Origin of the sequence: Nonomuraea zeae (genome assembly GCF_005889725.1) — a bacterium.
GTDB lineage: Bacteria > Actinomycetota > Actinomycetes > Streptosporangiales > Streptosporangiaceae > Nonomuraea > Nonomuraea zeae.
The window spans coordinates 1-19,634 of the sequence record NZ_VCKX01000238.1 but is presented as its reverse complement, the minus strand read 5'-3'; the positions used below and the strand labels follow the sequence as shown (position 1 = coordinate 19,634).

Here is a 19,634-nt window from a genome sequence, read left to right as displayed (position 1 = left end):
GCCCCCGCAGGCGCCCCCGGCGCGTCCGGTGCGCGTCTTCCCGCCCACCGGCCGGCAGGCGGCGGCCACCCCGCCGGCTGAGAGCCAGCCGCCGTGGGAGCAGCCGTCGGCGCCATGGGAGCAGCCGTCGCCGCCGCCGCGCCGGCAGCAGCCGGCCATGCCCACTCTCGACCCGGCCGCGGCGGGGCCGGCCTACCCCGACCCCGCCGGGGCCTACGACCCGGCGGGCGCGTACGACCCGGCCGCCGCGGCACTCGCGTACGACCAGCCGGGCACGGCGTACGACCAACCCGGCACGGCGTACGACCAGCCCGGGACGGCGTACGACCCGGCAGGAGCCGGGACGGCCTATGACCCGGCCGGGGGCGCGTACGACCCGGCGGCCGGTGGGCTCGCCTACCCCGAGCAGGCCGCTCCAGGGGCCGCGTTCGGCAACCCGCACGTGGCGGGGCCGCCGGCCCACGAGCCCGCGGCGGGCATGTCGTCCGAGAGCCTGCGCCCCGAGCGGTTGCTGCGCACCCGCAGGCGGCCGCCCTCCGGCGGCTGGCGCAAGCTCGTGTACACGCTGTCCGGCGGCCTCGTCCGCCCCCAGGACTCCAAGGCCGAGCGCCACCGCCACGAGCTGATCGAGCGCATCAGGCGACCCGTCGCCGCCGGGCACTTCCGGATCGCGGTCATGAGCCTCAAGGGCGGCGTGGGCAAGACCACGACCACCATCGGGCTCGGCTCCACGCTCGCCCACCAGCGCGGGGACCGGGTCATCGCGGTCGACGCCAACCCCGACCGCGGCACCCTGTCGGAGAAGCTCCGGCTGGAGTCGCCCGCCACCGTCCGCCACCTGCTCAACGACCGGGGCGGCATCTGGCGCTACGCCGACGTGCGCTCCTACACCTCCCAGGCCCCCTCGCGGCTGGAGGTGCTGGCCTCCGACCGCGACCCCGCGATCTCCGAGGCGTTCAACGACGACGACTACCGCGCCGTGGCCCAGATCCTGGAGCAGTTCTACTCCATCTCGATCACCGACTGCGGCACCGGAATGCTGCACTCGGCGATGAGCGCGATCCTGGCGATGGCCGACCAGATCGTCCTGGTCAGCCCGGTCACCGTGGACGGCGCCCGGTCGGCGTCGGCGACGCTCGACTGGCTGCAGGCCCACGGCCACCAGAATCTCGCCAAGGACGCCGTCGTGGTGCTGTCCGCGGTCAAGAACACCCGCCGGAACCCGGTCAACCTCGAAGAGCTCAAGGGGCACTTCGCCAAGCGCTGCCGCGCGGTCATCGGCATCCCCTTCGACCCCCACCTGGAGCAGGGCTCGGAAGTCGATCTCGACCTGCTGCGCACCGCGACGCGGGACACGTACCTGGAGGTCGGCGCCACCATCGCCGACCGGTTCAGCCGGCGAGCGGGCGCATGACGGCGCTGCTCGACGTCACCGACCTCAGCAAGGCGCAGGCGCTGGAGGACGTCTCCTTCACCGTCGAGCGCGGTGAGATCGTCTGCGTGGTCGGCCCGCCGGGCAGCGGCAAGAGCACCCTGATCGAGTGTCTGTCCGGCGGCACGGAGCCCGACTCCGGCAGCGTCGAGATCCTCGGCCGCACGGTCGGACCGGGTGACCCGTTCCCTCCCGGCGTGGCCGTGAGCCTGCGCGAGGAGAGCCTGCCCGACCGGATGAAGGTCTCCGAGGGCATCTCCCTGTTCTCCCGCCTGTACGGCACCCGCGGCCTGCCCTCGCGGCTGATCGACCTGCTCGATCTGGAGCCGCTGCTGCCCAAGCGGTTCAAGGCGCTGACCGAGGGCCAGCGCAGGCGGGCCATGATCGCGCTCGCCCTAGCCGGCAACCCCGAGCTCGTCCTGCTGGACCAGCCGACGACCGGGCTCAAGCCCGGCAGCAGGCAGCGCATCGAGCAGACGATCAGCGAGCTGCGCGACGGCTACGGCGGGGTGTGCGTCACCCTGGACGACCTGAGCCAGGCGGAGAACCTGGCCGACCGGGTCGTGCTGCTGCGCAGGGGCCGGGTGCTCGCGGAGGGCTCGCCGGCCCGGCTGATCCGGCTGCTCGGCTCGGTCTTCGTGCTGCGGGTGCCCTCGCACATGAAGGTCGGCCGGCCGAGCGACGTCCGCGTCCTGCCCTACGCCAGCTCGACCTACCTGTACGGCTCGCGTCCCGCGCTGGAGGCGGCCATCCAGGAGCTGTCGCCCATGAGCGGCGACCGGATCTGGTCGATCCGCCCGCCCACGCTCAGGGACGCCTATCTCACCCTGGCCGCCGTTCCGGAGCCCGCGGCACTGGAGAGCGGGCGATGAACGGCACCCTGTGGGCGATGGTCCGGATCGAGCTGATGCTCCTCGTCCGCTCCCCCTTGGCGCTCGTGTCGGCGATCGTCCTGCCGTTCGCCGTCCTGCTCCTGCTGATGCTGTTCATCGGCTTCTCCTTCCCCACCCTGGAGTTCGGCGCGATGCCGGGGGTCCGGGTCATCGACCGGTTGCTGCCCGAGATGGCCGGCACCGTCGCCGCGGCCGTCGGGATCATGGTGCTCACCACCCACGTCTCCGAGCTGCGCGACCGGGGGATGCTCAGGCGGCTGCGCCGCACCCCCGCGGGCGCGCGCTCCTACGTCGCGGCCCACGCGATCGCCGCCGGCGTGCTGGTCCTGGTCTCCGTGGCGCTGTTCGCCGCCGTGACGTTCCTCATCTACGGGCCGCCGCGCTCGTGGCATCCGCTGAGCCTGGCCGGGGCGGCCCTGATCGTCACCTACTGCGCGTTCAGCACCGGGCTGCTGCTCGGGGGCATGCGCATGCCGCCCGCCGGCGCCCGGGTGGCGGCCCCGCTCTGCATCCTGCTGCTGTTCGCCGGCAGCGGCCTGGGCGTCCCACGCGAGGGGTGGAAGGGAGTGGCGCCGTGGTTCTACGAGATCACAAACTACAACCCGCTCGCCCAGCTCAACGACTTCGTCTTCCACGCCTCCCAGGGCCGGTTGTCCCAGACCTGGCCCGCCGTGGCCGGGCTGCTGGTGGCCGCCGTGGTGGTGAACGTGCTGACCAGGCGCACCTTCGACTGGGACGGCCGCTCATGACGCCGCTCACGACGCCGCTTATGACGCCGCTCATGACCAGGATCCTGTCCGGGCTCGCCGCCGCGCTCCTCGGCGTGACGGTCCTCACCGGCTGCGCCCTGCGGGACGAGCGCCACCCCATCGCCATCGCCATCGCCGGCACCCCGGGCGCCACGGCCAAGGCGGCGACGGCCGCCAAGGCGTCCGGCGCCCCGAAGGCGTCGGGCGCGCCCACCGTCGATCCGGACGACGCGATGCTCAAGCTCACGCAGTGCATGCGGGAGCAGGGCATCGACGTGCCGGACCCGGGCTCTCCCGAGGAGAAGACCTGGAAGTACACGGGCGACCAGGCCACCCTGGAGAAGGCGGCGAAGGCGTGCGAGCAGTACGCCTCCCAGATACCGAACCCGCTTGAGGACCCGAAGGTGCGCGACCAGCTCATCCAGGTCGCCAGGTGCATGCGGGAGGCGGGCTTCGACGTGCCCGACCCGCCCCAGGAGAACCCCAACCTCAACCCCGACGACCCGAAGCTGCAGGCGGCCGCCGAGAAGTGCGCCGCCCAGTTCCAGGGTCAGGGGGGTGCGCAGTGAACGGCCGGCTCAAGGGCGTCGTCGTCGCGGTGGGCACCGCGGTCATCGGCAGCGCGGTCACCGCCGGCGGCATCCACGCCTCGGCCGCGTTCTTCGACACCGGCCCGCGCGCGCAGGCGGACAGCACGCCGACCCCGCGTACGGTCTCCACGGCCACCAAGCCGATCACCCGCGGCGACCTCGTGGACAAGGAGAGCATCGACGGCACGCTCACGTACGCGGGCGACCGCACGATCAAGGCCGGGTCCGGGGGTACGATCACCAGCCTCCCGGCCGAGGGCAAGACCATCAAGCGCGGCAAGTCGCTCTACCACATCGACCGCAGGCCGCGGATCCTGCTGTACGGCAAGCTGCCCGCGTACCGGACCCTCAAGGAAGGGGTCAAGCGGGGCCCGGACATCAAGCAGCTCGAACGCAACCTGCGCGCCCTCGGCTACAAGAAGAACATGACGGTCGACACGCGTTTCACCGACGCCACGCGGCGGGCCGTACGCGAATGGCAGAAGGACACGGGGATGGAGCGCGACGGCGAGGTCACCCCCGCGGACATCGTCTTCCTGCCGGAGGAGGTCCGGGTGAGCGAGACCGTCGTCGAGGTGGGCGACCAGGTCGCGCCGCAACGGCCCGTGCTCGAGACCACCGCGACCGACCGGCTCGTCCGCATCAACCTCGACGCCGACCGGCAGGACATCGCCAAGGTCGGCAAGAAGGTCACCGTGAAACTGGCCGGCGTCAAGAAGGCCACCGGCAAGATCTCCCGGATCGCGAAGGTGGCCAAGACCGTCAAGCGGCCGGACAACCAGGAGAGCGGCGCCACGGTGGAGGTGGAGATCAAGGTCTCGGCCAAGTCGCTCGGCTCCCTCGACGAGGCGCCGGTGACCGTCGAGCTCGAACGCCGGCGCGCCGAGAACGTCCTCACCGTGCCGGTGGAGGCGCTGCTCGCGCTGCCGGAGGGCGGCTACGGGGTGGAGGTCGTCGAGCCGGGCAAGGCGCCCGTGCGGATCCCGGTGAAGACCGGGGCCTTCGGCAACGGCCGGGTCGAGGTGAGCGGTGCGGGGCTCGCCGAGAACCAGCAGGTCTCGGTGTCGGGCCGATGAAGATCCTGGAGATCCGCGGCGTCAGCAAGAGCTACGGCAAGGTGCAGGCCCTGCGTGACGTGGACCTGGTCATCGGCAGCGGGGAGATGGTCTCCATCGTCGGCCCGTCCGGCTCGGGCAAGTCGACCCTGCTGCAGATCGCGGGCACCCTCGACCGCCCGACCTCGGGCACGGTACGCGTGGCCGGCCACGACGTGAGCAGGCTCTCGGACAGTGAGCTGTCGGCCTTGCGCGCCCGTTACATCGGGTTCGTCTTCCAGCAGTTCCACCTGAGCCCCAGCTCGTCGGCGCTCGACAACGTCGCCGACGGCCTGCTCTACTCCGGCCTGTCCAGGCGGCAGCGGCGCGACCGGGCGGCGGCGGCACTCGACCGCGTCGGCCTGGGCCACCGCCTGGAGCACCGGCCGCACCAGCTCTCCGGCGGGCAGATGCAGCGGGTCGCGGTCGCGCGGGCGGTCGCCGGCGAGCCGCCGCTGCTGCTGGCCGACGAGCCGACGGGCAACCTCGACTCCGAGGCGGGCACCGAGGTCATGGCGTTGTTCCGGCGGCTGAACGCGGCGGGGATCACCGTCGTGATCATCACTCACGACTCGGAGGTCGCGATGGCCTGCCCGCGCCGGGTGCGGGTCCGCGACGGCCTGGTCAGGTCCGAGGTCTCGTGACCACGCTGCGCCCGGCCCGGCTGCGGCCGACGGACCTGGCCCGGCTCGGCACCTCGGGGCTGCGGGCCAGGCCGATGCGCGCGATCCTCGCCGCGCTCGGCATCTCGATCGGGATCGCCACCATGGTCACGGTCGTCGGCATCTCCGCCTCCAGCCAGGAGCAGCTGCTGCGCCAGCTCGACGCGCTCGGCACGAACCTGCTGCGGGTGGAGCCCGGTGACAGCCTCTTCGGCGACGAGGTCAAGCTGCCCAAGGCCGCCTCCGACATGGTCCGCCGGATCGACGGCGTCACGAACGCCAGCCAGACCGGCGAGACCGGCGTCATCGTCCGGCGCAACGACCTCATCCCCAGCGGCATCTCGCTCGGCATCACCGTCCAGGCCACCAGCCTCGACCTGGTCGAGACCGTCGACGGCAAGATCAAGCAGGGCACCTGGCTCAACGCGGCCACGGAGCGGCAGCCGGTGGTGGTGCTGGGCGCGGTGGCGGCGGAGCGGCTCGGCCTGAGCTCTCCCGACGTGCAGGTCTGGATCGGCAACAGGTGGTTCACCGTCATCGGCATCCTGGACAGGATGCCGCTGGCCGAGGAGATCGAGCGGTCGGCGCTGATCGGGTTCCCGGCCGCGAAGAACTACCTGAACCACGACGGTCACCCCACCACCGTGTACGAGCGGTCGGCGGACGAGGCCGTCGAGAGCGTACGCGCGGTGCTGGCCCGCACGGTGAGCCCGGAGAACCCGAACGAGGCCAAGGTCAGCCGGCCGTCCGACGCGCTCAAGGCGAAGACCGCGGCGGCGGGGGCGTTCACCGGGTTGATGCTGGGGCTGGGTGCGGTCGCCCTGTTCGTCGGCGCGGTCGGCGTGGCCAACACCATGGTGGTCGCCGTGCTGGAGCGGCGCAGGGAGATCGGGTTGCGCAGGTCGTTCGGCGCCACCAGGGGGCAGGTGCGCAGCCAGTTCCTGGTCGAGGCCGTGCTGCTGTCCGCTTTCGGCGGGGGTGCGGGGGTGCTGCTCGGGGCGCTGGCCACGTTCGTGTACGCGCAGCTGAACTCCCTGCCCGCGGTGGTGCCGACGTGGGCGTTCGGCGGGGGGCTGGGCACGACGGTGCTGATCGGCGCGCTGGCCGGGCTCTACCCTGCGCTCAGGGCGGCCCGCGTCCCACCGACCGTCGCGCTCAGCGGCCAGTAGGACCGGCCTGCGACCGTCGCACTCGCCCAGTAGGACCCGCCGACCTGCGGCCGTCGCGCTCAGCGGCCATGAGGACGCCTCGACCTGCGGCGAAGCACCCCGGAGAAGGCAACCGTCCGAGTTATGCCGCGCCGAGGAACCCCGGCTCGGTCAGGCCCAGTTGCCGGGCGAAGTCAGCGGCCAGGCCGAGCACCTGCCGCATCGGCACGGCGGCCCTGGTGGTCGCCGCGAGATCCGCGCGGGCCTCCTCGCTCCACAAGCACGGATGGACCGTGATCCCCAGCGAGGAGGCCAGGGCCGCGGCTTCCGGACGCCAGCCCGGCCAGCGCAATCCCTCGTAGAACCTCGCCGGCCGGTCGGACAGCAACCAGGACGTCCACGCGGAGTGGCTCATCTCCATCGACTCCCACTCCAGCGTGTCCGGGGCGAAATACGTCACCTGCCCCGGTTCGCCGGGACGGCCCGCGGCCGCCGGATCGGGGCCGTTCACGGCGAACACCCCGCCCAGCACGTCGTGGCCGACGACCAGCCCGGCCGCCGGGCGCCATCCGGGGTCGAAGACCGCGGGGAACTGGTTGACCTGGGCCAGGCTCGGCAGGACATCACCACCCCCGCCCGACCCGCCGCCGAACACCCGGACCCAGCCGTCATCGACGATCAGGCCGCCCGTGTTCAGCGCCAGCGCGCCGAGAAACGAACGCGCGGTGACCTGCAGCTGCAGCACGGACCGATGGGCCTCGCCCCGATCCACCGGCAGCGTCCGCAGCGGCACCGCGGCGGTCGCGAGCAGCTCCCGCAACTCCGGCCACGCCGGATCATCCACATCGATCAACTCGTCGAGTTCACGCACCCGACGATGATCCCAGCACCGCTCGGCGGTCAGTAAGGCTGTTCGTTCGCGGGTGGCGGGTCGCCGGCGCCCTCGGCCGTCTCCCACTCGTCGAGGTTCATCAGCAGCAGCTCGAAGTAGTCGCGCAGCTTGCCGCGGTATTCGCGGCTGGCGGCGCGCAGCCGTACGGCCTCGCGCTCCCACGACTCCTCGCCCGACGGCACCCCGTGCTCCGGGTCCGGCGGCGTCGACAGCAGCTGGTGCCGCCGGTTGCGGGCGTCCTCGACCAGCTCGCGGCTGTATCGCTGGGCGTCCTGGATGTACTGGTCGGCGGTCTGCTGGGCCTGCGACAGCAGGCTGGCCGCGTACACGTGCGCCTCGTGCATCCGGCCCGCCACCGCCTGCGACTCTGCGGCGGCCGCGGGCTCCACGCGCGTCAGCCCGCTCCCGTGGCCGGCCGGCGCGGCGCTCTCCACCGCCCCCTGCTCCGGCGGCTGCTGCTGGGGCAGCACGGCCGGGGCGGCCGACGCGGCGTCGGTGACGTAGCCACGCAGGAGCTCCAGCTCGGCCGAAAGCGCGTTCTTCTCCTGGGTCAGCCGGGTCAGCTCCTCCTCGACCCGGTCCAGCAGGCTGTTGACCTGGTGCTCGTCGAGCCCGCGCTTGCCCAGCGGAGCGCGCCTGAAGACGATGGAGCGCAGCTGCCCTGGCGTCAGCCGATCGGAGGAGCGCCCGAACGACCCCGGCTCCGACTTGCGCGGCTCGTCCCACTGCGGCTCCTCCCAGGAGCCACCGTCCCCCGCCGCGTCACCGGGCTCGTGCCAGCCGTCGGCCTCGACCTCGCTGTTGACGGTGAAGCCGCCGGACTCGCCGCTGACCTGGAAATCGTTGAAGTGGAACTCGTTGCCGGTATCCGGCTGGCCGGGATGTCCGTTGTGGTAGTGCTGCACCGAGTCATTCATATGGCGAACCTCTGTGTTGGAGTGACCGCGCTCGCGAACCTCTCCAGGCGTATGCGATTGTCGCTGAACCCGTTCTCGCGCAGCATGCTCACCGTGCTGTCGACCATGGCGGGCGGCCCGCACACGTACGCGTCGTAGCCACCCCACCGCCCGTAGCGGCTGACGACCTCGCCCACCGTCCCCAGGGCGGCGACATCTGGATCGCCGATCTCGGACAGCGCGACCCGGACGTTGAGCCAGGAGTAGCGCTCGGCCCAGCTGCGGACGATGTCCAGGTCGTAAAGCCCGTCGGGCTCGCGCGCGCCGACGAACAGGGAGACCCACGGCGGCACCGGCAATCTGATCACGTGCTCCAGGATCGCCTTTATCGGCGCGAATCCCGTGCCGCCCGCGATGAGCAGAATATTGCGCTCGGTATTCGGGTTGAGAGTGAGAGTCCCGACGGGCGCACCCAGTTTGACGATATCGCCCTCGTGCATCTCGCGCACGAGCGCCTGGCTGACCGCCCCATCGGCTTTCACATGAAATTCAATGGTGTTGTCCTGCCTCGGCACATTCGCCATCGAATAATAGCGCCACATATTCGGCCATTTTCTGACCTCGATGGGTGCCGACTGGCCGGGAACGTACGGGAAGGGCTCGTCGACCAGCAGCCGGATCACCGCGGTGTCGATCGCCCTGCGCTCGTGGCTGATCACCTCCGCCGACCAGTGCGGCGGCCGGGTGGTCGAGTCCTGGCGGGCGCCGTCGAGCAGCATCTGGGACACGTTGGCCAGGAACTCGCACCATTCGCGCTCCAGCGAGTCGTCCCAGGCGCTCCCGGAGAAGCGCCGCATGGCGTTCACCACGCTCGCGCTCCACTGTGCGTAGTGCTCGGGCTCGGTGCCGAACTTGCGGTGGCTGCGGGCGAGCTGGTGCAGGTAAGGGGTGATCTCCAGGAGATTCGCGGAATTTTCCACGGTGAACGCGAGCGTGGTCATCAGCCGATCGCGCTGACTCCGCATGTTCACCGGGAACATTTCGCGTAACCGCGGTGCCCGTAGAAACATGTCGGAGAACAGATACAACGGCACGCCATCCCCATACTTGGCGACCAGCTCGAAGTTATCCCTGAGTCGCTGAAAGCCCAACAAGGCCCCCCCAGCAGCGCTACGCCCTTCGAGAAACATGTTACTCAAGCGAGTCTAGACAGGGGCGCTTCTGATGTCCATTAATCCTGGTAATTCAGGTTTTCTGTCTTAGGTGGCCGGCGCCGTCACCGCAGTGCCGGGAGGCGCTCACTCCGGGTGCCCGCCGCACCGCCCCGCCCGGCTGACGACCTTTATCCGGGCAGGTCAAACCCCATGTCAGTCCGTACGTCCCGGCTCCCACGCCAGCAGCCGCTCGCGGATCTCCGCGCGTACGGGCAGGGCCAGCGCGTCCTGGTGCGCCTGGTCCAGCAGCGCGCCGATCCGGACCCGCGTACCCGACTCGGCGGAGCGCACCGCCGCCTCGACCATGGCGAGGCTGCGCAGGTTGCGGGCGATCGCGCCCGACGGCCGCGCGCCCGTCCGCAGCGCCGCGACGAACTCCGCCAGCGCCCCGGCGATCTGCTCCTCGGCACCGCGCGGCACGTTCACCTCGCCGCCAAGGCTGGAGGTGACGCGGTCCTCCCCGTCCCAGGTCGCGGTGCCCGCCGATCCGACGGCCCGCCAGCGGCCGTTCCAGGACGTCTCCAGCCCGTCCGCGCACCAGGCCCCGGTGAACACGTACCGGGTCCCGTCGTCGAAGAGGAACGTCGCCGTGGCCGCCGCGTCGCCCCGGTACCAGCTCCACGCGGGGTTCCAGCTCTCGCACATGACGGAGACCGGCTCGGCGCCGAGCAGGTGGCGGGCCGCGTCGAAGGCGTGGATGGCCATGTCCACCAGCAGCGGCTGCTCCATCTCGTCGCGGAAGCCGCCGAAGCGCGGGCCGCGGAAGAACTCGGTGGTGAGCAGGCCGGGCGTGCCGAGCTCGCCGATGCGCCGGCGGTACTCCGCCAGGGCGGCGAAGTACCGTCGCGACTGGCTGATCATCAACAGCCGGCCGGCCGCCTCCGCGGCGGCGACCTGGACGATCGCCTCGGCCAGCGTCGGCGCGGCGGGCTTCTCGCACAGGACCGGGATCCCGGCGAAGAGCGCCTCGATGTTCACCTCCGCGTGGGCCGCGGGGACGGTGACGTTCACGACGGCGTCCGGATCGGTCGCGGCCAGCAGGCGGCCGAGCGAGGAGTCCACCTTGACGTCCGCGCCGGCCGCGCGGACGGCCGCCTCCGCCCGGGCGGGGTCGAGGTCGGCCACGCCGACGAGCTCGACGCCGGGGGCCGCGGTCAGGGTACGCAGCCAGGCCAGCCCCATCGAGCCGGCCCCGACCTGCACCACCCGCAGCGGGCGCGCCGGATCGGCGAAGGCGCTCATTCCGCGCTCTCCTTGTTCCGCATCGCTCCCTGGTAGCCGTGCCCGGTGAAGAAGTCGCCCGTCTCGTAGCGGAGCAGGGTCGGCAGCTCGCGCCGCGACCGGTCGCCGGCCGCCCATTCGGCCCCGTTGGCGATGACGTGCAGGACGTCCGGATGGTGGTAGACGGGGTAGTCCTGGTCGCCGGGGCTGAAGTAGAAGATCTTGCCGTTGCCGCGCCGGAAGGTGCAGCCGCTGCGGAACACCTCGCCCCCGGTGAAGGAGCTGATGAAGATCAGCTCGTCGGGCGCCGGGATGTCGAACTGCTCGCCGTACATCTCCTGGGCGGGGATCTCGATGGGGTGCGGGATGCCGCGGGCGATGGGGTGGGCCGGGTTCACCGTCCAGACCAGCTCGCGGTCGTTGTCGCTGCGCCAGCGCAGCGTGCACGTGGTGCCCATGAGCTTGGTGAAGATCTTCGACCAGTGCCCGGAGTGCAGCACCACCAGCCCCATGCCGGACAGCACGTGCCGGTGCACGCGCTCGACCACCTCGTCCGCCACCTCGCCGTGGGCGGCGTGGCCCCACCAGGTCAGGACGTCGGTGCCGGCCAGCACCTCCTCGGTCAGGCCGTGCTCGGGGTCGTCGAGCGTGGCCGTCGCGACGGTCGCCCGCTCGCCCAGCCAGTGCTCGATCCCCCGGCGGATGGCGTTGTGCATGCCGTCGGGATAGATCTCGGCCACGCTGGGCTCGGCCTGCTCGTGCCGGTTCTCGCCCCAAACCGTGACGTGGATGGGCCGGACGCGGTCCGCGTTCATGTGGGTCCTTTCCCGGGTTGCCGATCCTTGTGCGGAATGCGCTGGTCGGGTGCGCGCGCAGTCGTTTATCCGATGATGCGCGGCACCACTGGAGAAATGCGCCATAAGGGCCCCTCAGCCCGTCTGCCTGCGTCTTCGCGGCACGAGCGGATGGAGCCTCATGACTTCCGGGTCATGGACACCGATCTGTCAAAGCGCTTAACCAACGTTTGCCTGTGCAGTATGTTGCGCCTGTCACCGGGTGATGTCAACAACAAGTTAAGCGTTTTACGGACACGGCTGGGATATAGTCTCAGTGCTTCGCGAGTATCGACGCACTTCGTCCGAGCCTGGAGGCGCCATCCATGGTCACGATGCGTGAGGTCGCCGAGCGCGCCAACGTCTCCATCGCCACGGTCTCCTTCGTCATCAACGGCACCAAGCGCGTCGCGCCGCAGACCCGGGCCCGCATCGAGGCGGCCATCGAGGAGCTCGACTACCGGCGCAACGTGGTCGCCCGCGCGCTGGCCAGCTCCCGCACGCGCATTCTCGCGCTGCTGCACCCCGACCTGGAGATCCGGCCCAACGCGACGGTGATCCAGTTCGTCATGAGCGCCGCCCACGGCGCCCGCGAGCGCGGCTACGACCTCGTGCTGTGGCCCGTGAACGACGACGAGCAGATGTCGCATCTGCTGGCCGGCGGCCTCGTCGACGGGGCGCTGCTCATGGAGGTGCAGATCCGCGACTCCCGCGTCGACCGGCTCATCGCCTCGCGGGTGCCGTTCGCGCTGATCGGCCGCACCGAGGACGACGACCTGCCGTTCGTCGACATCGATTTCACCGCCACGATCGACGAGGCGGTCGGGCACCTCCGCTCGTACGGCCACCAGCACATCGCGCTGGTCACCCAGCGGACCAAGGCCGCGCCGGAGAACGAGCCCGGCCGCATCATGCGGGCGGAGTCCGCCTACCTGCACGCGATGGCGGCGCTCGGCCGGCCCCCCGTGGTCGTCACCGTCGAGGGCACCTCGGCCGGCGGGCGGGAGGCCGCGCGCACGCTGCACGAGAGGTTCCCCGGCACGACGGCCGTGATCCTGCTCAACGAGGGCGCCTCCGCCGGCCTGGTCAAGGGCACTCGCGAGCTCGGCCTGACCGTGCCCGGCGACCTGTCCGTCATCTCGGCCTCGACCACGAGGGAGCTCGGCGAGATGATCGAGCCGTCGCTGACCGTCATGGCGGCGCCGGCGCCCGAGCTCGGCCGCCTCGCCGCGGACGCGCTGATCGACCAGCTCGAAGGCGTCCAGGACGCGCCGCCCCACATCCTCATCCCCTGCACCCTCGTGCCCGGCGAGTCCGTCGGCTCGCCTCGTCTCCCTGATGAGACCGCAAAACGGGCGACAAGGAATGCCGACGGCAGGTGAGACCGAACATGGCGAACGGTATACATCCACCAGCAGCCGCCATGAGCCCCGCACGCGAGCGGGCTGTGCGCTCGGGGTCACGCCTTACCAGTGAGGACCTGCATGCAAGCCATCACGGTGCGAGACCGTAACGCCGGTCTCGCCGGGATGTCCCTGACAGACATGCCCTACCCCCATGCGGCCGAGAACGACGTCGTCGTGCGGGTGCACGCCGCCGGCTTCACCCCTGGCGAGCTGGACTGGCCCGCCACGTGGTCCGATCGCGCCGGCCGCGACCGGACGCCGAGCGTGCCCGGACACGAACTGTCGGGTGTCGTCGTGGAGCTGGGGTACGGCACCACCGGCCTGAGCGTCGGACAGCGGGTGTTCGGGCTGGCCGACTGGACCCGTAACGGCACGCTCGCCGAGTACACCGCGGTGGAGGCCCGCAACCTCGCCCCGCTGCCGGCGGACATCGACCACACCGTGGCCGCCGCGCTGCCGATCTCCGGGCTGACCGCCTGGCAGGGCCTGTTCGACCACGGCCGCCTCGCCACGGGCCAGACCGTCCTGATCCACGGTGCCGCGGGCGGCGTCGGCTCGATCGCGGTCCAGCTCGCCCGCGAGGCCGGCGCCCGCGTCATCGGCACCGGCCGGGCCTCCGGCCGGGACAGGGCACTCGCGCTCGGCGTCCACACCTTCATCGACCTGCAGGCCGACCGGCTCGAGGACGCCGGCGAGGCCGACGTCGTGTTCGACGTGATCGGCGGCGACATCCTTGACCGCTCGGCCGCCCTGGTCCGGGCCGGCGGCACGCTCGTCACCGTCGTCATGCCGCCCAAGGTCCAGCCCAAGGACGGCCGGGCGGTCTTCTTCGTCGTCGAGCCCGACCGCGCCCGGCTCGCCGATCTCGCCACGCGGCTGAGGGATGGGCGGCTCAGGCCGTTCGTCGGTGCTGTGCGGCCGCTCGCCGAGGCACCCGCCGCATTCGGCCCCGGCAAGCGCGCTCCCGGTAAAACGATCATCCGCGTGGCGGAGGACTGAACCAGGAGACCCACGTGATCGGACGAGCTCCTCTTCCAGCGCCGAACAGCAGTACGGCCTCTCCCACTCGCTCGCCGTGAAAGCTCGCGAGGCGAAGCTCCACTTGACGGGCCCGCGGGGCTAGCTGACGATGAGCCCCGCGTCGGCGAGGACGGCCATGAAAATGCCGCCGCAAAGGAGCGCGACGGGCCACACCCGCTGGGTGAGCGCGATCACCATACCGGCGAGCAGTGCGATGAGCGCGAGGATGAGGATGACGTCCATAGTCGATGTTCCTGCCCCTGGAGCGGGGCTCATTCTCTCCAGGCCGGACGATGTGCTGCGGGATCGCCGGAAATTGCGGCCGGCGGGCCCGGAGCCTCACTCCTGACCGAAGTCACCCGTGAGGTGGGTGCGGGCGATCTTGCGGAAGGCGGCCACCAGGCGGCCGCGGTCGCCGGCGCGGGTCGCCAGCACGACGTGGCTCGGCTCGACGCCCTCCAGAGGGATCGCGGTGATGTCGGGGCGCGGGCTGTGGCCGCGGGGACCGGCCGAGACGGCCACGGCCTGACCGGCGGCGATCACCTCGAACTTGTCCTCGATGGCGTCGATCATGGGCCCTTCCGGCGCCGGGCGCCCGTCGGGGCGCGGCTCCAGGAGCCAGAAGGCGCTCCAGTCGGGATCGGACTGCCGCAGCCGCGGCAGGGGCTCGTCGGCGATGTCGTCGAGGGTGACCGACTCCTTGCCGGCCAGGCGGTGGTCGAGCGGGACCAGCAGCACCCTGGGCTCGTCGTAGAGGACCGTCACGTCCAGTCGGTCGGTCGGGAACGGCAGCCGGGCCACGGCCGCGTCCACCCGGTGCTCCAGCAGTGCCGCGCGCGCTTCGTTCCAGCTCAGATGCGTGGTCCGCACGTCGGCGTCGGGGTGCTGGTGACGCAGCTCGCGCACGGCCGGGGTGACGATGAGGCCCCCCGCGTAACCGATGGTGACGCGGCTGGGCTGCGCGGCGGCCCGGGTGCGCGCCGCGACCTGGGAGGCGGTCCGCAGCAGCGTCCTGGCCAGCGGCAGGAAGACCTCGCCCGCCTCGGTGAGCCGGCTGCCCTGCGGGGTGCGGTCGAGCAGGCGGGCGCCCAGCTGGTGTTCGAGCCGGCGTATCTGCCTGCTCAGCGACGGCTGCGTGAGGTGGAGGTCGGCGGCGGCGCGGCCGAAGTGCCGGTGCTCGGCGACGACCGTGAAGCAGCGCACCAGGCGCAGGTCGAGGTCCGGATCCAGCGGCGATGAGTCGGGCATATGGCCACTCTAGCTGTGGTGATGCACGAATCGTATCGCGGCTTGCGAAACATTCATTGGACGGGGAACGCCGCGCGGGCGCAAGGTGGGATCACCGGCCCGGCACCGTCGCGGTGATCGAGCGGGCCGGTCCCCATCTTCCGAAAAGGAGTACAGCCATGCGTGTCTTCGTCACCGGTGCGTCCGGATTCGTCGGCAGCGCCGTCGTCCGGGAGCTGCTGGACGCCGGGCACCAGGTGCTCGGCCTCGCCCGGTCGGACCAGGCCGCCGCGTCGCTGACGGCCGCGGGGGCCGAGGTGCACCGCGGCTCCCTGGAGGACCTCGGCAGCCTGCGCGGCGCGGCGGCCGGCTCCGACGGCGTCATCCACCTGGCGTTCATCCACGACTTCTCCGACTTCCAGTCCGCCGCCATGACGGACCGGCGGGCCATCGAGGTGCTGGGCGAGACGCTCGCGGGCTCCGATCGCCCCTTCGTCATCACCTCGGGAACCGCGGGTCTGGCGCCCGGCCACCTCGCGACCGAAGTGGACGCCCCGGCTCCCGAGTCGTTCGCGGCGCTCAGGTTCGCCTCGGAGGTGGCGGCTCTGTCGTCGGCCGAGCACGGCGTGCGCGTCTCGGTGGTACGGCTCCCGCCGACGGTGCACGACAAGGGCGATCACGGCTTCGTCCCGCAGCTGATCGGCATCGCCAGGGCCAAGGGCGTGTCCGCGTACCCGGGCGACGGCGCCAACCGCTGGCCCGCCGTGCACCGGCTCGACGCCGCGCGGCTGTTCCGCCTGGCCCTGGAGACGGCGCCCGCGGGCACGCGGCTGCACGCGGTCGGGGAGGAGGGCGTCGCGGTACGCGAGATCGCCGAGGTCATCGGCCGGCATACAGCGCTGCCGGTGACCTCGATCCCCCTTGCGGAGGCGGACGGCCACTTCGGCTTCCTCGGGTCCTTCTTCTCGACGGACATCCCGGCCTCCAGCGAGGCGACCCGCAAGCAGCTCGGCTGGCAGCCCGTACATCCCGGGCTCATCGCGGACCTCGAACAAGGCCACTACTTCGGCTGAACCGTCCACACAGGAGGCCTACATGCCCGCAGCACTGATCACCGGCGGCACCAGCGGCATCGGCCGGGCCACCGCCGAGCTGCTCCATCGCCGGGGATACCAGGTGATCGTCACCGGGCAGAACCCCGGCACCATCGCCGCGGCCCAGCGGGAGCTCCCTGAAGACATCGTCGTCTTACGCGCCGACGCCCGGTCCCTCGCCGACGCCGACCGCGTCGCGGAAGAGGTCCGGCGGCGCTTCGGCACGCTCGACACCGTGTTCCTGAACGCCGGAATCGTCCGGCCGCAACCGATCGAGTCCTTCGACGAGGCCACCTACGACGACCTGTTCGGCGTCAACGTCAAAGGCCAGTTCTTCACCCTGCAGAAGGTCCTGCCCCTGCTCGCCGACGGCGGGTCGATCATCTTCAACGTCGGCGTCGGCGCCACCAGGGGGCTCCCCAACGGGTCGGTCACCGTCGCCACCAAGGGGGCGCTCCTTGCCCTCGTGCCCACCCTCGCGCTGGAGCTGGCGCCCCGGCGCATCCGGGTGAACGCCATCAGCCCCGGCCCGATCGCGACCGGGATCTGGGCCAAGCGGGAGCTCGCGCCGGAAGTGCTGGAGGAGGCCGCCCGCGCCACGGTCTCCCGGATCCCGCTCGGCAGGATGGGGACCGGCGAGGAGATCGCCGAGGCCGTGGCGTTCCTCGCCACCGCCGGATTCGTCACCGGCGAGAACATCGTCGTGGGCGGCGGCGTCGGGATCGGCGCATAGCGGCGGATTCGGGGTCGGCGCGTGGCGGCCAGTTCGGGGTCGGCGCGTGGCGGCCGGTTGGGGGTCGGCGGGTAGCGGCCGGGTGCCCGGGTCAGACCGGCACCGGGTGGAACCGGTCAGGGGCGGTGGTCAGCGCCGGGTAGTCGGTGTAGCCGAGCTCCGTGCCCCCGTACCAGTACTCGTCGCGCACGGGGTTCAGCGGCGCGCCGCGGCGCAGCCGTTCGACCAGGTCGGGGTTGGCCAGGAACGCCCGGCCCAGCGAGATCAGGTCGGCGCCCGCCGCGAGGAGCCGTTCGCCCTCGTGCCGGCCGCCGTCGGCGGGGAGCGGGCTCGGCCAGGGCAGCGCCGGGTTGGCGATCAGCGTGGCCGGCCAGTCGCCGCGGATGCGGTGGAACAGGGCCTGCTCGGGATCGGCGAAGACGACGTGCAGGTAGGCCAGCCCCGCGTCCGCGAGCCTGCCCACGAGCGCCGGGTAGACGCTCTCGACGTCGTGCTCGCGCATGGCGTTGGCCGTGACCCCGGGCGCGATGCGCAGGCCCACCCGGGCAGCGCCGACCGCGTCGGCGACGGCCTCCACCACCTCGACCGCGAAGCGGATGCGGCCGGCCGCCGAGCCGCCGTAGCCGTCGGTACGGCGGTTGGTCTCCCCCGACAGGAACTGGTGGATCAGGTAGCCGTTGCCGCCGTGCACCTCCACCCCCTCGAACCCGGCGTCGATGGCCCGCCGGGCGGCGGCGGCGAAGTCGGCCACGGTGGAGCGGATCTCCGCGACGGTCATCTCACGGGGCACGGCCCCGGGCCTGGACCCGCCGGGGGTGTGGATCGGGTCGGGGAAGGCCACCGGCGAGGGCGCGACCGGCGTCAGCCCGGTGGTGTCCGGGTGGCCGATCCGGCCGCCGTGCTGCAGTTGCAGGAACATCCGGCCGCCCGCCGCGCGCACCGCGTCGGTGACGCGCCGCCAGCCTGCCACGTGCGCGTCGCGGTAGATGGCGGGGATGTTGGGATAGGTCTGCCCGACCGCGTTAGGCGTGCTGGCCTCCGCGATGATCAGCCCCGCGGAGGCGCGCTGCGCGTAGTACGTGGCCATGATCGGCTCAGGGACGCCGTCGGCTGTCGCGCGGTTGCGCGTCAGCGGCGCCATCACCAGCCTGTTGGGCAGGTGCAGAGCGCCGAGCCGGGCGGGCTCGAACAGGCGGGAGGTGAACGCCGTGCTTTCCATGGTCATCAGATCCGATCTCTCAGGTGTGCCGGTGGTGCCACTGCTGACTGTGCCGCTGAGCGCTTCGGAGTCCCTGACGGTCCGCTGACGGCCGGCCGCCCGGCCGTGTGTACGGTGGCCACTGTGCGGTTCGGAGTGCTTGGTCCACTGATGGTGTGGGACGACGAGGGCGAGCCGGTCAAGGTCCTCGAAGTCAAGGTCAGAGCGCTGCTCGCCGATCTGCTCGTGCACGAGGGCCGGCCGGTCTCCGCCGACCGGCTCATCGACGACCTGTGGGGCGCGCAGCCGCCGGGCAACCCCGCCAACGCCCTTCAGGCCAAGGTCTCCCAGCTGCGCCGGGCTCTCGGCCGCGACCGCGTGGCCTACCAGGCGCCCGGATACCGGCTGCGCCTCGGTCCGGACGACGAGGTGGACGCGGACCGCTTCCACTCCTTGGTGGCCGAGTCCCGGTCGGCCGGCGCGGGAACGCGGGTCGCCCTGCTCACCGAGGCGCTGGGGTTGTGGCGCGGGCCGGCGTACGCCGAGTTCGCCGACGCGGAGTTCGCCCGTACGGCGGCGCACCGCCTGGCCGAGCAGCGCCTCGCCGTCGTGGAGGAGCAGGCGGAGACCCGCTTGGCGGCCGGCGACCACCTCCTGCTGACCGGGGAGCTGGCCGGCCTGGTGGCCCGCCATCCGCTGCGCGAACGCCTGCGCGCCGTCCAGCTTCGGGCCCTCTACCTGGCCGGCCGCCAGAGCGAGGCGCTGGCCTCGTACGCGGAGCTGCGTGAGCGCCTGGCGGAGGAGCTCGGGGTCGATCCGAGCCCTGAGCTGGCCCGGCTGCACCAGGCGATCCTGCGCCAGGACCCATCACTCGGCCCCTCTCCGGGCAGCGGCCCCAGTGCCCCAGGCAGCGACCCCCGCGCCCTGAGCGGCGGTCCCGGCGCTCCGGCGCACGCGGGTCCCGACGACCGCCCTTCGTCGAATCTCCCCGCACCGCTCACCGCCCTGATCGGCCGCGAGGACGCTCTGGACCAGGTCAGCAGGCTCCTGAACGGCGCCCGCCTGGTCACGCTGACCGGACCTGGCGGGGTCGGCAAGACCCGCCTCGCCGTGGAGGCCGCGACCCGCCTCTCCCACTCCCCCGCAGGACAGGTGGCCGACGGGGTGTGGCTGGTGGAGCTCGGGGCCAGGCGCGGGGACGTGACCGACCTCGCGCAGGCGGTCACCACCACACTCGGCCTCCACGGCGACATCCCAGCCGGCCCGCCCGGGCTCGGCACACCCATGGCCCCACCGGGGCTCGGCACGCCCCTGGCCCCACCGGGGCTGAGC

At 72.1% G+C, this 19,634-nt stretch carries 20 protein-coding genes; 12 read left to right on the top strand and 8 right to left on the bottom strand.

Annotation, left to right across the window (positions count from 1 at the left end; translation table 11 throughout):
- From ETD85_RS46405 to ETD85_RS46380, 7 genes are all read left to right on the top strand, one after another.
- Positions 1 to 1,414: nucleotide-binding protein (locus ETD85_RS46405; protein WP_240779871.1), on the top strand; the 1,414-nt coding region annotated here is incomplete at its 5' end.
- Positions 1,411 to 2,304, top strand: a complete 894-nt coding sequence (locus tag ETD85_RS46400) for an ATP-binding cassette domain-containing protein (protein ID WP_138696241.1) — start codon at positions 1,411 to 1,413, stop codon at positions 2,302 to 2,304. The genes ETD85_RS46405 and ETD85_RS46400, both read left to right, overlap by 4 nt.
- On the top strand, positions 2,301 to 3,074 hold the full coding sequence (locus tag ETD85_RS46395; RefSeq protein ID WP_138696240.1) for an ABC transporter permease: 774 nt from the start codon (positions 2,301 to 2,303) through the stop codon (positions 3,072 to 3,074). The genes ETD85_RS46400 and ETD85_RS46395 overlap by 4 nt, the downstream gene beginning before the upstream one ends.
- A gap of 32 nt (positions 3,075 to 3,106) precedes the next feature.
- Positions 3,107 to 3,643 carry a hypothetical protein gene (locus ETD85_RS63795; protein ID WP_170247206.1) on the top strand — a complete coding sequence of 179 codons (537 nt, stop codon included), beginning with the start codon at positions 3,107 to 3,109 and terminating at the stop codon, positions 3,641 to 3,643.
- Complete coding sequence (locus ETD85_RS46390; protein ID WP_170247205.1) at positions 3,640 to 4,740, top strand: peptidoglycan-binding protein; 1,101 nt, start codon at positions 3,640 to 3,642, stop codon at positions 4,738 to 4,740. Before ETD85_RS63795 ends, ETD85_RS46390 begins: the two co-directional genes overlap by 4 nt.
- A complete protein-coding gene (locus tag ETD85_RS46385) occupies positions 4,737 to 5,402 on the top strand; it encodes an ABC transporter ATP-binding protein (protein ID WP_138696238.1) in 666 nt (221 codons plus the stop codon). Before ETD85_RS46390 ends, ETD85_RS46385 begins: the two co-directional genes overlap by 4 nt.
- Complete coding sequence (locus ETD85_RS46380; protein ID WP_240779870.1) at positions 5,399 to 6,589, top strand: ABC transporter permease; 1,191 nt, start codon at positions 5,399 to 5,401, stop codon at positions 6,587 to 6,589. Before ETD85_RS46385 ends, ETD85_RS46380 begins: the two co-directional genes overlap by 4 nt.
- A gap of 121 nt (positions 6,590 to 6,710) precedes the next feature.
- Here the strand turns inward: ETD85_RS46380 and ETD85_RS46375 are convergent, their stop codons facing one another.
- The 5 genes from ETD85_RS46375 to ETD85_RS46355 all read right to left on the bottom strand — a co-directional run bounded on the left by ETD85_RS46375 (position 6,711) and on the right by ETD85_RS46355 (position 11,606).
- Positions 6,711 to 7,439 (bottom strand): DUF2625 family protein, encoded by a 729-nt coding sequence (locus ETD85_RS46375; RefSeq protein ID WP_138696237.1) that lies wholly within the window; start codon positions 7,437 to 7,439, stop codon positions 6,711 to 6,713.
- Between the two features lie 29 nt (positions 7,440 to 7,468).
- Complete coding sequence (locus ETD85_RS46370) at positions 7,469 to 8,377, bottom strand: DivIVA domain-containing protein (protein WP_138696236.1); 909 nt, start codon at positions 8,375 to 8,377, stop codon at positions 7,469 to 7,471.
- Positions 8,374 to 9,546, bottom strand: a complete 1,173-nt coding sequence (locus tag ETD85_RS46365; RefSeq protein ID WP_138696235.1) for an FAD-binding oxidoreductase — start codon at positions 9,544 to 9,546, stop codon at positions 8,374 to 8,376. The genes ETD85_RS46370 and ETD85_RS46365 overlap by 4 nt, the downstream gene beginning before the upstream one ends.
- A 177-nt stretch (positions 9,547 to 9,723) precedes the next feature.
- Positions 9,724 to 10,812, bottom strand: a complete 1,089-nt coding sequence (locus ETD85_RS46360; protein WP_138696234.1) for a Gfo/Idh/MocA family protein — start codon at positions 10,810 to 10,812, stop codon at positions 9,724 to 9,726.
- Positions 10,809 to 11,606: a ThuA domain-containing protein gene (locus tag ETD85_RS46355; RefSeq protein ID WP_138696233.1), complete on the bottom strand. Its 798-nt coding sequence runs from the start codon at positions 11,604 to 11,606 to the stop codon at positions 10,809 to 10,811. Before ETD85_RS46355 ends, ETD85_RS46360 begins: the two co-directional genes overlap by 4 nt.
- A 344-nt stretch (positions 11,607 to 11,950) precedes the next feature.
- On the opposite strand from ETD85_RS46355, the gene ETD85_RS46350 reads away from it, so the two are divergent.
- Positions 11,951 to 13,006, top strand: a complete 1,056-nt coding sequence (locus ETD85_RS46350; protein WP_138696232.1) for a LacI family DNA-binding transcriptional regulator — start codon at positions 11,951 to 11,953, stop codon at positions 13,004 to 13,006.
- Between the two features lie 162 nt (positions 13,007 to 13,168).
- Positions 13,169 to 14,029, top strand: coding sequence for an NADP-dependent oxidoreductase (locus ETD85_RS46345; RefSeq protein WP_240779869.1), 861 nt, complete (start codon positions 13,169 to 13,171; stop codon positions 14,027 to 14,029).
- A 120-nt stretch (positions 14,030 to 14,149) separates the two neighbouring features.
- Here the strand turns inward: ETD85_RS46345 and ETD85_RS63790 are convergent, their stop codons facing one another.
- Both ETD85_RS63790 and ETD85_RS46340 read right to left on the bottom strand, forming a co-directional pair.
- The gene (locus ETD85_RS63790; RefSeq protein ID WP_170247204.1) at positions 14,150 to 14,293 is read right to left on the bottom strand and encodes a hypothetical protein; all 144 of its coding nucleotides are present in this window, start codon (positions 14,291 to 14,293) and stop codon (positions 14,150 to 14,152) included.
- 96 nt (positions 14,294 to 14,389) lie between these two features.
- Positions 14,390 to 15,298: a LysR family transcriptional regulator gene (locus ETD85_RS46340; protein ID WP_138696230.1), complete on the bottom strand. Its 909-nt coding sequence runs from the start codon at positions 15,296 to 15,298 to the stop codon at positions 14,390 to 14,392.
- A 158-nt stretch (positions 15,299 to 15,456) separates the two neighbouring features.
- On the opposite strand from ETD85_RS46340, the gene ETD85_RS46335 reads away from it, so the two are divergent.
- Both ETD85_RS46335 and ETD85_RS46330 read left to right on the top strand, forming a co-directional pair.
- A complete protein-coding gene (locus ETD85_RS46335; protein WP_138696229.1) occupies positions 15,457 to 16,350 on the top strand; it encodes an SDR family oxidoreductase in 894 nt (297 codons plus the stop codon).
- A 22-nt stretch (positions 16,351 to 16,372) separates the two neighbouring features.
- Positions 16,373 to 17,104 carry an SDR family oxidoreductase gene (locus ETD85_RS46330; RefSeq protein WP_138696228.1) on the top strand — a complete coding sequence of 244 codons (732 nt, stop codon included), beginning with the start codon at positions 16,373 to 16,375 and terminating at the stop codon, positions 17,102 to 17,104.
- 91 nt (positions 17,105 to 17,195) lie between these two features.
- Here the strand turns inward: ETD85_RS46330 and ETD85_RS46325 are convergent, their stop codons facing one another.
- Positions 17,196 to 18,329: an alkene reductase gene (locus ETD85_RS46325; protein WP_138696227.1), complete on the bottom strand. Its 1,134-nt coding sequence runs from the start codon at positions 18,327 to 18,329 to the stop codon at positions 17,196 to 17,198.
- Between the two features lie 117 nt (positions 18,330 to 18,446).
- On the opposite strand from ETD85_RS46325, the gene ETD85_RS46320 reads away from it, so the two are divergent.
- On the top strand, positions 18,447 to 19,634 hold a 1,188-nt coding region (locus ETD85_RS46320), incomplete at its 3' end, for an AfsR/SARP family transcriptional regulator (RefSeq protein WP_206059301.1).

Excerpts from the sequence above, each read along its gene's own strand:
- ETD85_RS46355 (WP_138696233.1), bottom strand. The coding sequence starts at position 11,606 with ATGAACGCGGACCGCGTCCGGCCCATCCACGTCACGGTTTGGGGCGAG.
- ETD85_RS46325 (WP_138696227.1), bottom strand. The coding sequence starts at position 18,329 with ATGACCATGGAAAGCACGGCGTTCACCTCCCGCCTGTTCGAGCCCGCC.
- ETD85_RS46350 (WP_138696232.1), top strand. The coding sequence starts at position 11,951 with ATGGTCACGATGCGTGAGGTCGCCGAGCGCGCCAACGTCTCCATCGCC.
- ETD85_RS46340 (WP_138696230.1), bottom strand. The coding sequence starts at position 15,298 with ATGCCCGACTCATCGCCGCTGGATCCGGACCTCGACCTGCGCCTGGTG.
- ETD85_RS46365 (WP_138696235.1), bottom strand. The coding sequence starts at position 9,546 with ATGTTTCTCGAAGGGCGTAGCGCTGCTGGGGGGGCCTTGTTGGGCTTT.
- ETD85_RS46360 (WP_138696234.1), bottom strand. The coding sequence starts at position 10,812 with ATGAGCGCCTTCGCCGATCCGGCGCGCCCGCTGCGGGTGGTGCAGGTC.
- ETD85_RS46335 (WP_138696229.1), top strand. The coding sequence starts at position 15,457 with ATGCGTGTCTTCGTCACCGGTGCGTCCGGATTCGTCGGCAGCGCCGTC.
- ETD85_RS46395 (WP_138696240.1), top strand. The coding sequence starts at position 2,301 with ATGAACGGCACCCTGTGGGCGATGGTCCGGATCGAGCTGATGCTCCTC.
- ETD85_RS46400 (WP_138696241.1), top strand. The coding sequence starts at position 1,411 with ATGACGGCGCTGCTCGACGTCACCGACCTCAGCAAGGCGCAGGCGCTG.
- ETD85_RS46385 (WP_138696238.1), top strand. The coding sequence starts at position 4,737 with ATGAAGATCCTGGAGATCCGCGGCGTCAGCAAGAGCTACGGCAAGGTG.
- ETD85_RS63795 (WP_170247206.1), top strand. The coding sequence starts at position 3,107 with ATGACCAGGATCCTGTCCGGGCTCGCCGCCGCGCTCCTCGGCGTGACG.
- ETD85_RS46370 (WP_138696236.1), bottom strand. The coding sequence starts at position 8,377 with ATGAATGACTCGGTGCAGCACTACCACAACGGACATCCCGGCCAGCCG.
- ETD85_RS46345 (WP_240779869.1), top strand. The coding sequence starts at position 13,169 with ATGCCCTACCCCCATGCGGCCGAGAACGACGTCGTCGTGCGGGTGCAC.
- ETD85_RS46330 (WP_138696228.1), top strand. The coding sequence starts at position 16,373 with ATGCCCGCAGCACTGATCACCGGCGGCACCAGCGGCATCGGCCGGGCC.
- ETD85_RS63790 (WP_170247204.1), bottom strand. The coding sequence starts at position 14,293 with ATGGACGTCATCCTCATCCTCGCGCTCATCGCACTGCTCGCCGGTATG.